Origin of the sequence: Sanguibacter inulinus (assembly GCF_013415325.1) — a bacterium.
GTDB lineage: Bacteria > Actinomycetota > Actinomycetes > Actinomycetales > Cellulomonadaceae > Sanguibacter > Sanguibacter inulinus.
The window spans coordinates 61,115-73,009 of record NZ_JACBYE010000017.1; the positions used below are offsets into that span (position 1 = coordinate 61,115).

The window sequence follows — 11,895 nt, forward strand, 5'->3', positions numbered from 1 at the left end:
GTGCTTCTCACTTGTCGTCAGAGGTGGTCGGTCGTCCGCCGCGGCGCCAGGTGGCTCCGCCCACGACGGCGATCGAGCGGCGGACGACGCTCGACCTGGCGGCGAGAGCCTCACGGGCACCGGGCTCGTCGCGCGCGAAGGAGATGACGATGCCGAGGGCCAGCATCGTGGCGATCAGGGCCGAACCACCGGCCGAGACCAGCGGCAGCGGGACCCCGATCACCGGGACGAGCCCGATGACCACGCCGATGTTGATGAGGGCCTGGCCGATGATCCAGCAGCCGATGGCAGCGGTGGTGATCTTGACCATCGGTTCGGGGTGGCGACGGATGATGCGCACCATCGCGATCCCGAGGATCGCGAAGAGCAGCAGCACCAGCAGGGTCCCGAGCAGACCGAGCTCTTCGCCGATCACCGCGAAGATGAAGTCGTTGTGCGCCTCGGGCAGGTACGACCACTTCTCGCGGCTCGCGCCGAGGCCGACCCCGGCGAAGCCCCCCGACCCGAGCGCCTCGAGGCCGCGCTGGGTCTGGTAGCCGATGCCCGAGGGGTCGGCGGTCTCCCCGCCGAAGATCGCGAAGATGCGCCCCGCACGGTTGCTCGTGCTCGCCGCGATCGCGACCAGGCCAGCCGTGACGACGGCGAGCACCGTGAAGATCCGCATCGGCACGCCAGCGACGAACAGGGCTCCCGCGACGAGCAGGACGAAGATGAGGGCTGTCCCGAGGTCCTTGCCGACCATCACGAGACCGACGACGACACCCACGGCCGGTCCGGCCGGGATCGCCACGTGCTTCCAGTCGTGCAGCAGGTCCTGCTTGCGTGCCAGCACCACACCGAGCCACACGGCGAGGGCCACCTTGGAGAACTCTGAGGGCTGGATGGTCAGGCCCGGGCCGAGGCTGATCCAGTTGAGGTTTCCCTTGGTGCCGACCGCGAGCGGCGTGAAGATCAGCAGCTGGAGGAAGATCGCCACAGCCAGCGCCGGCCACGCGATCCGGCGGTAGCCGCCGGGACGGATCCGCGAGGCGACGATCATCAGCGGCAGGCCCATGAGCGCGAACTGCGCCTGGTTGAGGAACACCTTGTACGGGGAGTCCCCGGCCGCGAGCGAGTCGACGGACGAGCTCGAGAGCACCATGACCAGACCGAGCACGAGCAGCAGGGCGCTCGCGCCGACCATGAGGTAGTAGCTCGTGACCGCGCTGTCCCAGTGGGAGGCCCACGAGTCTCGCAGGGTCTGACGAGGGACCGCCGAGGCGGTCTGGCCCTTGCGCTCGATGCTCGGGCTGGTCATCGCCCGTCTCCGACCCGCCCGAGGAGGAGCCGGGTCTGCTCGGCGAAGGCGTCGCCGCGCGCGGCGTAGGACGCGAACTGGTCCATCGAGGCGCAGGCAGGGGCGAGCAGCACCGTGTCACCCGGCCGGGCCAGTCCGTGAGCGGTCTCTACCGCGCGCTGCATCACCGTCCCAGTGTCACCAGGATCGACCTCGACCACGGGGACGTCGCCCGCGTGTCGACCGAGCGCGTCGAGGAGGGCGCTCCTGTCGGCGCCGATGAGCACGACAGCACGGAGCCTGTCGGAACGTGTGCGGACGAGCTCGTCGAAGGTCGCCCCCTTGGCCAGACCACCGGCGACCCACACGACGGTCCCGGGCGCGAAGCCGCCGAGGGAGGCCGAGGCGGCGTGGGCGTTGGTGGCCTTGGAGTCGTCCACGAAGGCCACGGTCCCGGCGCCGCCCGCGGCGGGGACCTGCGCGACCGTCGCGATGCGGTGCGCGCCCGGCCTGAAGCCTCGCAGCCCCTCCCGGACCGAGCCCGCGTCGACACCGTAGGCGCGTGCCAGCGCCGCGGCGGCGAGGGCGTCGAAGACGACGTGGGAGGGCACAGCCCCGTCGGGACCGGCCAGGTGCGCGAGGTCGTCGAGCGACCCGAGCTCGGCGGCGCTGTCGTGGCGACGCGGGTCGTCCGCGGGGACGTGGAAGGCCCTGTCGCACAGCACGCCCTCGACGAGACCGACCCCGGAGCGCCCCGGGGCGCCGACGGTCACACCGACGGCGCGCGCTCCCTCGACGACGTCGGCGTCGCGCACGAGCTGCTCGGTGAGGGGGTCCTCGACGTTGTAGACGCAGGCGACCTGGGCCTGGTGGTAGACCTTGCCCTTCGCCGCGGCATACTCCTCGAAGGTCCCGTGCCAGTCCAGGTGGTCGGGTGCGACGTTGAGCACCGCGCCGGCCAGCGGCGACATGGACGTGGTGAAGTGGAGCTGGAAGCTCGAGAGCTCGATCGCGAGGACCTCGAGCGACGGGTCGACCACGGCCTCGACGAGCGGGCGTCCGACGTTGCCGACGGCTGCCGCCGCGCGGCCGTCGGCCTCGAGGATCGAGAGCAGCATCTCGACGGTGGTCGTCTTGCCGTTGGTGCCGGTGAGGGCGAGCCACGGCGCGGGCTCACCGGTCGCCGCGGACGGCACGCGCAGGCGCCAGGCCAGCTCGACCTCGCTCCAGACCGGGACACCAGCCGCCGCCGCGTCGACGAAGACCTGCGAGGTCGGTCGCCACCCGGGGGACGCGACCACGACGTCGAAGGACGCGACCTCCTCGGCGCCGATGGACGCGAGGTCGGCCTCGGGGTCCCCTGCGTCGAGCGTGACCACGCGCGCGGCGCGGGTGCGCAGCACCGAGGCCACGGCCCGGCCGGTGACGCCGTGACCGGCGACGAGGACCGCGAGCTCGGTCAGCGGACCCAACCCACGACCCACTCTGCGTAGAAGATCCCGAGGCCGAGGGCGGTGAAGAGCGCGGCGATGATCCAGAACCTGATGACGATCGTCACCTCACCCCACCCCGACAGCTCGAAGTGGTGATGGAGCGGGGCCATCTTGAAGACCCGCTTCCCGGTCATCTTGAAGAACCCGATCTGGATCACGTCCGAGAGGACGACGAGCACGAAGAGGCCGCCCATGATGATCGCGAGCAGCTCGGTGCGCGAGAGGATCGACAGACCGGCGAGCGCACCTCCGAGGGCGAGGGAGCCCGTGTCGCCCATGAAGATCTGGGCTGGCGACGCGTTCCACCAGAGGAAGCCGAAGCACGCACCCATGATCGCGGCCGCGACGATCGCGAGGTCGAGGGGGTCACGGACCTCGTAGCAGCGCGGTCCGACCGAGCCCGCGAACTGGCAGTTCTGGTTGAGCTGCCAGATCGAGACGATGACGTAGCCGCCGAAGACGATGAGCGAGACGCCCGTCGCGAGGCCGTCGAGACCGTCGGTGAGGTTCACGGCGTTGGACCACGCGGTGATGATGAGGTTGGCCCAGAGCACGAAGAGGATGAGGCCGAGGGTCACCCCCGCGAAGGCGAGGTCGATGTTCGTGTCACGGATGAACGACACGCTCGTGGACGCCGGGGTCCGCAGGTTCGCGTTGGGGAACTGCAGGGCCAGCACGGCGAAGGTGATCCCGACGATCCCCTGACCGACGATCTTCCACCGCGCGGACAGCCCGAGGCTGCGCTGACGGGAGATCTTGATGTAGTCGTCGAGGAAGCCGACGAGGCCGAGGCCCGTCATGAGGAAGATCACCAAGACCGAGGAGACCGAGGGCAGGCGTCCTGAGACGATCGACGCCGCCGCCCAGCCGGCGAGGGTCGCACCGATGATGACGACACCGCCCATGGTGGGCGTCCCGCGCTTGGTGAAGTGGGCTGTGGGCCCGTCCTGACGGATGAACTGGCCGTAGTTGCGCTTGACGAGCAGCTTGATGAACAGCGGGGTCCCGAGCAGCGCGACGAGCAGCGAGACGGAGACGGAGGCGAGGACGGCGATCATGCTGTCACCGCCGTGAGGGAGTCACCCAGGCGCCACAGACCAGATCCGTTGGACGACTTCACGAGGACGACGTCACCGGAGCGCAGCTCGTCGGCGAGGAAGCGCTCGGCGGCGGCGACGTCCTCGACCTCGACGACCTCCTTGCCCCACGAGCCTTCCTGGGTCGCACCGTCGGCGAGGCCCGAGGCCCCGGCTCCGACCACGACGAGGAGCTTGATGTTGAGGCGGACGACGAGGCGCCCGATCTCGTCGTGCTGGTCACGCGAGTCAGGTCCGAGCTCGAGCATCTCGCCGAGCACGGCGACCGAACGACGGTCGCGCCCGGCCACGACGGCGAGGGCCTTGAGAGCCGCGCGCATCGAGTCCGGGTTCGCGTTGTAGGAGTCGTCGATGATCGTCACGCCGTCGGCGCGGTCTGTCACGGCCATCCGGTGCGGGCTCGCAGGGTCGGACGAGCCGACCAGCGCGGCGGCCTCGGTGAGGTCGACCCCGAGCTCGACGGCCGCGGCGAGGGTCGCGAGGGCGTTGGTGAGGTGGTGCTCGCCGACCAGGCGCAGGGAGAGATGCTCGGTCCGCTCCCCCGCGGCGACTGTGCACGAGACACGGCCGAGCCTGTCGATGGTCACGTCGGTCGCGCGCAGGTCGGCGTCGCGGACGGTGCCGAAGGTGACGACCCGGCCTGGGGCGAGGTCGCGCATGGCGACCACGCGCAGGTCGTCGGCGTTGAGCACGGCGACGCCTCCGGGGGCGAGCCCGGTGACGATCTCGGACTTCGCCCTCGCGACGCCCTCGATCCCGCCGAAGCCGCCGAGGTGCGCCGAACCGACCGCGAGCACGATCGAGACGTCGGGCGGTGCGATGCCGGTGAGGTAGGTGAGGTCCCCAGGGGCGGAGGCGCCCATTTCGAGGACCAGGTAACGGGTCTGCGCGTCGGCCTGGAGGACCGTCAGCGGCAGGCCGATCTCGTTGTTGAACGAGGCGCGGGGCATGACCGTCGGACCGCTCGCCGACAGGACGTGCCCGAGGAGGTCTTTGGTGGTCGTCTTGCCGACCGAGCCTGTCACGGCGACGACCTGGAGCGCCCCGTCCGCCCGCAGGCGACGCAGGTGCTCCGCAGCCAGCAGACCGAGTGCCCGTGGCACGTCGTCGACGACGACGGACGGCACGCCGTCGAGCTCACGGCTGGCGAGGACCAGCGCGGCACCGTCGGCGACCGCCCCGGCGGCGTGGTCGTGCCCGTCGGAGGTGTCTCCGGCGAGAGCGACGAAGAGCGCACCTGCGGACACCGTGCGGGAGTCGATGACGGTGGGGCCGTCGACCCGCGTCGTGGGCGGGGCGGCGAGCCTCCCTCCCGTGAGGTCCGCGACCTCTGCGGCAGTCAGATCGATCACTCGCTGTGCTCCTTCGTCGTTCGCTGCGCGCGGTCGGCGACCGCTGCGCGTGCTTCCACCCTGTCGTCGAGCGGGTGGTCCACCCCGTCGATCTCCTGCCACACCTCGTGGCCTCGCCCGGCGACCAGGACCGTGTCCTCGTCGTCAGCAGCCAGGACTGCGGCACGGATCGCGAGGGCGCGCGGGGCCGCCTCGAGGACGTCGACGTCGCGGCCCGGGAGGGCAGCCGCGGCGGCCTCGCGGGCACCGTCGAGCACCTGCGTCCGGATCCCTGCGGGCTCTTCGGCGTGCGGGTCGTCGTCGGTCACGACGACCACGTCAGCACCCTCGACCGCGATCCGTCCCATGACGGGACGCTTGGTCGTGTCCCGCTCCCCCGTGGCTCCGAACACGACCACCAGGCGGCCGGCCGTCGTGGGCCGGAGCGCCTCGAGGGCGAGCGCGAGAGCATCAGGGTTGTGGGCGAAGTCGACGACCACACGGGGGCGGTCGGCAACCTGCTCCATCCTGCCAGGGACGGCCGGGGACATCCCCCCGGCGGCCTCCAGGGCGGCTGTGACAGTGCCCACGTCGACGCCGGACTCGACCACCATGACGAGGGCGAGGGCGGCGTTGGCGATGTTGAAGGACCCGGGCAGCGTCGTGCGGACGCGCATGCTGCGTCCGTCGCTGTGGGCGACGGTGAAGGTCGTACCCGCAGGGCCCTCCTGGACGTCCCGGACCGACCAGTCCCCCACGGGGGTCCCGCGCCGTCCGACGCTCAGGGTCACCACGGGGATGTCTGCGGTGGCAGCCAGCCGCTGGCCCCACTCGTCGTCGAGCACCACGACACCACGGCGCGCGCGCTCGGCCGTGAAGAGCTCGGCCTTGGCCGCGAAGTACCTGTCGAGGTCGCCGTGGAAGTCGAGGTGGTCCTGGCTGAGGTTGGTGAAGCCGACGACGTCGAAGTGCAGGCCGTCGACCCGGCGCTGGCTGATCGAGTGCGAGGAGACCTCCATCGCGAGGACGTCGACCCCGTCTTCGCGCATGGTCGCGAGCACAGCCTGCAGGCTCGCGGCGTCGGGTGTGGTCAGGCGGCTGGGGAGCACCCGAGAACCGGAGCGGGTCTCGACGGTCCCGACCAGCCCGACGGTGCGCCCGAGCGCGGTCAGCAGGTGGTCGAGCAGGTAGGTCGTGGTGGTCTTCCCGTTCGTCCCGGTCACGCCGAAGCTCGTGAGCGCCGTCGAGGGGTGGTCGTAGAAGAAGGCCGCCGCCGCTCCCGCTGCCCGCTGCGGGTCGCTGCCCGTCGGGAGGAGGACGACAGGCACGGGGCGCTGGTGCGAGGGCTCCCCGACGGCGGTCTGCTCGGCGCGGAGGAGGTCCAGACCTGCCTCGTCGGTCAGCACCGCGACCGCACCGGCGTCGAGCGCCGCCTGCGCGTACCGGGCACCGTGCGACCGGGCTCCGGGGACGGCGACGAAGAGGTCGCCGGGCTGGGCGTCGACACTGCCGAGGACCACGCCGGTGACGAGGAGGTCGCGGTCGGCCGGGTCGACCGAGCCCGAGACGGCGACGGCGAGGTCGCCGAGAGTTCGCGGCTGCACGGAGGCAGGCCGCAGCGATCCGGGGGCGGAAGTCATGGGGGCCAATCTATCGCGGGAACGTCCCGGGCACCGGGGCGGTCTGCCTCGGTGCCCGCCGTTCACCAGGTGGTGGGATAGAGCTCGGGCGTCGAGCCCGAGGGCACCACGCCGAGCTGCTGCAGCGCGAAGGACGTGACGTCGGAGAACACCGGGGCGGCGGACACCCCGCCGAACTTCGCGTACTCCGTGGCCGTGGGGTTCTCGATGAACACCCCGACGGCCAGACGTGGGTCGTCGACGGGCGCCACACCGACGAAGGAGGCGAGGTAGGCGTCGAGCTTCCCGTCGGCGCCAGGGATCTGGGCTGTACCGGTCTTCCCGGCCACCCTGTAGCCGGCGATCTCTGCGTTCCCACCGGTGCCCTCGAGGACAGCGGACTCCATCATCTTCAGCACGGTGCCGGCAGTCTCGGGCGAGACGGCCTGGACCGGGTCGGCCAGCGGGCTCGGCGTGTAGACGCCGTCGGCACCCGTGGTCCCGGCCACCAGGTGCGGGGTGTTGCGGACACCGCCGTTGGCCATGGTCGCGAAGACGTTGGTGGCCTGCAGGGCTGTCGCTGCCATGCCCTGCCCGAAGAGGACGGTGTACTGCGTCCTCCCGTCCCACGCGTCGGCGTCGGCGAGCAGCCCGCGCTCTTCGCCGGCGAGCTCGATGCCGGTCTTCTCTCCGAAGCCGAACTTGGTGAGGTAGTCGTGGCGGACCTGCTTCGGGATCTGCTCGCCCACCATGACGGTGCCGGTGTTCGACGACTCCGCGAGGATGCCCGTGAGGGTCCAGGGCTCGTCGCCGTGCTCGTGGGAGTCCTTGAAGGTCTGCCCGTTGGAGGTCGTGTAGTTGTACGGCACGGTGTACTGGCTGGTCGGCGTGGCGACCCCCGTCTCGAGGGCCGCAGCCATCGTGACGATCTTGGCCGTCGAGCCCGGGTCGAAGATCGTCGAGATCGCCTTGCTGCCACCGAAGCCCGTCGGCTTGTTGGGATCCATCGCGCCCGAGTCTGCGAGGGCGTAGATCTCTCCGGTCTTGACGTCCATCACGACGACAAAACCACCGCTCGCGCCCATCTTGGCGACCTGCGCGTCGATCGCGGCCTGGGCCTTCCACTGGAGGTCCATCCGCAGGGTCGTCCGCACGTCGGTCCCGGGGACAGCAGCCTTGGAGGACTGGACCCCTGTCGGGATCGCGTGCCCACCGAGCCCACGCTCGTAGGTCCGGCTGCCCGCGACCCCGGCGAGCTGCTCGTCGAGCGCGTACTCCAGGCCAGCCATGCCTGTGCCCTCGGCACCGACAAAACCGATGAGGTTGCCACCCGTCGTGCCCGCCGGGTAGGACCGGCGCGGAGCCTGCTCTGCGAACATGCCCGAGATGCCGAGCTCTTTGATGGCGTCCCAGGTCTCGGGAGCCATGTCACGCTCGAGCATCTTGTACTTGCTCGTGCCTGAGAGCTTGGCGGCGAGCTCGGCCTCGGGCTCTCCGAAGATCGGTGCGAGCAGCCGGGCAGCCTCGACGGGTCCGCCGACCCTCGCGCCGTCGACGGTGTGGGTCCAGTCGGCGATGAGGACCTGGTCGGCGAACACGTCGTAGCGCGTGACCGAGGTGGCGAGCACGTTGCCGTCGGCGTCCGTGATCTCACCACGGACGGCCGGGATAGTCGTCGTGTTCATGCGCCCCTCGAGGGCCTGCGCCGCAAGAGTCTCCCCCTGGTACGCCTGGACGTAGACGAGACGACCGGAGAAGAGCGCGAGCGTCGCGATCACGGCGATCGACAGCACCCGCACCCGCGTCAGCGGGTTGCCGACACGCGCCTGGCTGAGCCTGCGCTGCGTGACGGCGTCGAGCCTGCCGCCGACCCGAGGTCGGGCAGGGCTGCGGTCGGCGCCGATCCGAGCGCGGGCACCGCGTGGGGTGCGTGCGGGTGCTGCAGCACGAGCCGGGCGACCGGCGGACGCAGAGGTCCGGGCCGCAGGCGCAGCGGCGCGCACCGGGCGGCTCGCTCCTGCGCTGCGCGGAGCGCCGTCGGACGACCTCGCCGGGCGCGGCGTGCCCGAGCCAGCCGCCTGAGCGGCCGGGCGGGCACCGCGGACGGGTCGTGCGGCGGGACGGTCAGCGGAGGTGGCCTTGGCCGAACCGTCAGCCTGACCTGAGTCCTTGGCACTGCGGCTGGCACCGGGAGAGGTGGGGCGTGCGGTCGGACGGCCTGCTGCGCCCTGCGGACGGCCCGCGCCTGCTGGCGTGCGACCCGTGCCTGCCTGCGTCCGGCCGGTCGTGGCGTCCCGACCGGTGCGCGCCGCCCCGCGGGAGGTCGCCCCCGCGGCACGCGGAGTCTTCTCGGTGTCTGCGCCGGACCGGGGAGACCTCGGTGCTGACGAGCGTGGTGCCGACGAGCGTGGCGAAGCCGAGCGTGGTGCAGCACCAGACCTGGAGGTCGGTCGGGCGGCGCGAGAGCCCTGCGGCTCGTCGCGCCCGTCAGAGTCCTTCGACCGCGTCACTGCGCTGCTCCTGCGCCGCTCGCACCACCGAAGATCATGAGGTCGGAGAGCCGCAGCACACCCGGGTTGGGGCTCTGGACCATGCCCAGCTCGGTCGCACGGGCGGCCAGGGCCTGGGGCGAGGACAGCGCGTCGATCTGCTCGCCGAGCTGGTCGGCGATCTCCGCCTCCCGGGCGATCTCGATCTGGATGTCCCGGGCTGCGTAGGCCTCGTTGTTCATGACGGTGTTCATCACGAGGGTGCCCAGCAGCGCCGCCGCGAGGAGCCCGATGCAGAGCAGGACGAAGGGTGCGCGGCTGCGCGTCTGGGCAGGTGCCTGGACGAGCCTCAGACGCTCGGAGGGCCTCGGCAGAGACGGTGCCGGGAGATCCCGTGCCGGGAGGGCGCGTGCCGCCCCAGACTGTGCAGTGCTCATGGTCAGCGCTCCGTCCTGGTCTTCATGTGAGGGGGTGTCGGCCGGAGCCGTTCTGCGGCGCGCAGCCGCACCGAGGCAGACCGCGGGTTGCGCTCGAGCTCGGCCTCGTCGGCCTCCTCGGCGCCACGGGTGAGCAGCGAGAGGTAAGGCTTGTGAGACTCAGGCTCGACCGGGAGGTCGTGTGGCGCGCTCGAGACAGCGCCACGGCCGAGCTCCCGCTTCGTCAGCCGGTCTTCGAGCGAGTGGTAGGACTCGACGACGATCCGTCCGCCGACGGCAAGAGCCTCGACGGCGGCCGGCAGAGCGCGCTCGAGGACCTCTAGCTCGCCGTTCACCTCGATGCGCAGCGCCTGGAACGTGCGCTTGGCCGGGTTGCCCTGGCCCTTGCGCGTCGCCGCCGGGATGCACGCGCGGACGAGGTCGACCAGGTCCGCCGAGCGCTCCCACGGCTTCGCGTCACGCTTGGCGACGATCGACCGGGCGATCTTCGAGGCGAACCGCTCTTCGCCGTACTCCCGCAAGATCCGGGTGAGGTCACGCTCGCTGTAGGTGTTGAGGACGTCGGCTGCCGTGAGCGAGGCCGTCGAGTCCATCCGCATGTCGAGCGGGGCGTCCTGGGCGTAGGAGAAGCCGCGCTCCCGCTCGTCGATCTGCAGGGAGGAGACACCCAGGTCCATGAGGATCCCCTGCACCCCGGTGAGCCCCTGGGCGGCGATCACCTCGCCGATCTCGTCGTACACCGCGTGGACCCCGGTGAACCTGTCACCGAAGCGAGCGAGCCGCGCACCGGCGAGCTCGAGCGCCTGCGGGTCGCGGTCGATGCCGATGACCCGGACCTCGGGGAGCCTCTCGAGGATCGCCTCGGTGTGACCGCCCATCCCGAGCGTGCAGTCGACATAGACGGCCCCCGGGGCCGACAGTGCCGGAGCGAGGAGCTCCACGCACCTGTCGAGCAGGACCGGGAGGTGACGGTCCGAGGTCTCACGCGCCTCAGCTCCCCCGGCAGCCAGGTCGGAGGGGGAGGTCTCGATGTCGGTGGTCTCTGAGAGAGTCGTCTCGTCGCGGTCGACGGGGTCGCCCGGAGCGGGGGCGTCGGTGTCGTGATCGCTCACCCTGCGACCTCCTGTCCTGAGTCGTGCTCGACCTGTCCGGCGCGCCCGGCGTCCGCCGGTCGTGATGTGCTGCTGTGCCCACCTGCTGGATCAGGTCTCCCTCCGCGACCGTCTGACACCGGGGAAGTGCGTCAGACCGGGCGGGAGGAGGCCTCATCCAGCGGTGGTGCGTCTAGAACCTCAGGCCTGGCACGACCTCTTCGGCCGTGTCGGAGTACCCGGCGACCTGCTCTGCCAGATACGTGTCCCACGCGGCTGCGTCCCAGATCTCGACGCGAGTACCTGCGCCGATCACCGCGACCTCCCGGTCGAGCCCTGCATACTCGCGCAGCGCCGCCGGGATCGAGATCCTGCCCTGCTTGTCCGGCATCTCGTCGCTGGCTCCGGAGAGGAAGACACGCAGGTAGTCGCGCGCCTGCTTGCTCGTCACCGGGGCCTGTCGGATCTGCTCGTACATGCGACGGAACTCGTCCATCGGCAAGAGGAACAGGCAACGCTCCTGTCCACGTGTCATGACCAGCCCTGGGGCGAGCTGACCGCGGAACTTCGCGGGGAGGAGCAACCGTCCCTTGTCGTCCAGACGAGGGGTGTACGTCCCGAGGAGCAGTGTGGACGACGCGCCGAACAGTTCAGTCACTGCGACGCCTCCCCCGGCTGCTCCAAGTGGCTCCACCGTACTCCACTTCCCTCCACCACGCGGCGGCAATCACAGAAAATTCACCCTTGACGCGGCATCAGCACAGGTCACAGCGGTGGAGGGATGTGGAGGGCGCGGCGCGCGCGGGTGCGCTGGTGGCGCGTCCAGCGGCATTCAAGCGCCGCGACCACCGAGCAAAGTCGTGCAGAGCGGGCGAATCGACCTGGATCAGGGGGCGAGAAGGCATCGGCGGCGTCGCCGAGGCCATCTGGGCGTCAGGGTGGAGCGAAGTGGGGGGCCGCTGGGGAGCGAGGTGGAGGAGCGCCCGGCGATGGTCACCGACGCGTGTCGCTCGACACCCCAGTGCGCTCCGGGAGCACGACAGCGCGGGCTGGGCGTATGAA

The 11,895-nt window shown here is 71.1% G+C and carries 9 protein-coding genes; all 9 read right to left on the bottom strand.

Annotated features, from left to right (window positions below):
• Positions 1–7: 7 nt before the first annotated feature.
• The gene (ftsW, locus tag HZZ10_RS08935; protein WP_179913240.1) at positions 8–1,297 is read right to left on the bottom strand and encodes a putative lipid II flippase FtsW; all 1,290 of its coding nucleotides are present in this window, start codon (positions 1,295–1,297) and stop codon (positions 8–10) included.
• On the bottom strand, positions 1,294–2,748 hold the full coding sequence (gene murD, locus HZZ10_RS08940; protein ID WP_179913241.1) for a UDP-N-acetylmuramoyl-L-alanine--D-glutamate ligase: 1,455 nt from the start codon (positions 2,746–2,748) through the stop codon (positions 1,294–1,296). Before murD ends, ftsW begins: the two co-directional genes overlap by 4 nt.
• A complete protein-coding gene (mraY, locus tag HZZ10_RS08945; RefSeq protein WP_056130196.1) occupies positions 2,736–3,827 on the bottom strand; it encodes a phospho-N-acetylmuramoyl-pentapeptide-transferase in 1,092 nt (363 codons plus the stop codon). Before mraY ends, murD begins: the two co-directional genes overlap by 13 nt.
• Positions 3,824–5,218 (bottom strand): UDP-N-acetylmuramoyl-tripeptide--D-alanyl-D-alanine ligase, encoded by a 1,395-nt coding sequence (locus HZZ10_RS08950; protein WP_056130193.1) that lies wholly within the window; start codon positions 5,216–5,218, stop codon positions 3,824–3,826. The genes mraY and HZZ10_RS08950 overlap by 4 nt, the downstream gene beginning before the upstream one ends.
• The gene (locus HZZ10_RS08955; RefSeq protein WP_179913242.1) at positions 5,215–6,837 is read right to left on the bottom strand and encodes a UDP-N-acetylmuramoyl-L-alanyl-D-glutamate--2,6-diaminopimelate ligase; all 1,623 of its coding nucleotides are present in this window, start codon (positions 6,835–6,837) and stop codon (positions 5,215–5,217) included. Before HZZ10_RS08955 ends, HZZ10_RS08950 begins: the two co-directional genes overlap by 4 nt.
• Before the next feature lie 62 nt (positions 6,838–6,899).
• Complete coding sequence (locus HZZ10_RS19485; protein WP_308507540.1) at positions 6,900–8,819, bottom strand: peptidoglycan D,D-transpeptidase FtsI family protein; 1,920 nt, start codon at positions 8,817–8,819, stop codon at positions 6,900–6,902.
• 503 nt (positions 8,820–9,322) lie between these two features.
• Complete coding sequence (ftsL, locus tag HZZ10_RS19490) at positions 9,323–9,742, bottom strand: cell division protein FtsL (RefSeq protein ID WP_056130188.1); 420 nt, start codon at positions 9,740–9,742, stop codon at positions 9,323–9,325.
• Between the two features lie 2 nt (positions 9,743–9,744).
• The gene (gene rsmH, locus HZZ10_RS08970; RefSeq protein WP_179913250.1) at positions 9,745–10,752 is read right to left on the bottom strand and encodes a 16S rRNA (cytosine(1402)-N(4))-methyltransferase RsmH; all 1,008 of its coding nucleotides are present in this window, start codon (positions 10,750–10,752) and stop codon (positions 9,745–9,747) included.
• A 274-nt stretch (positions 10,753–11,026) separates the two neighbouring features.
• Positions 11,027–11,461 carry a division/cell wall cluster transcriptional repressor MraZ gene (gene mraZ / locus HZZ10_RS08975; RefSeq protein ID WP_056130901.1) on the bottom strand — a complete coding sequence of 145 codons (435 nt, stop codon included), beginning with the start codon at positions 11,459–11,461 and terminating at the stop codon, positions 11,027–11,029.
• Between the last annotated feature and the right edge of the window lie 434 nt (positions 11,462–11,895).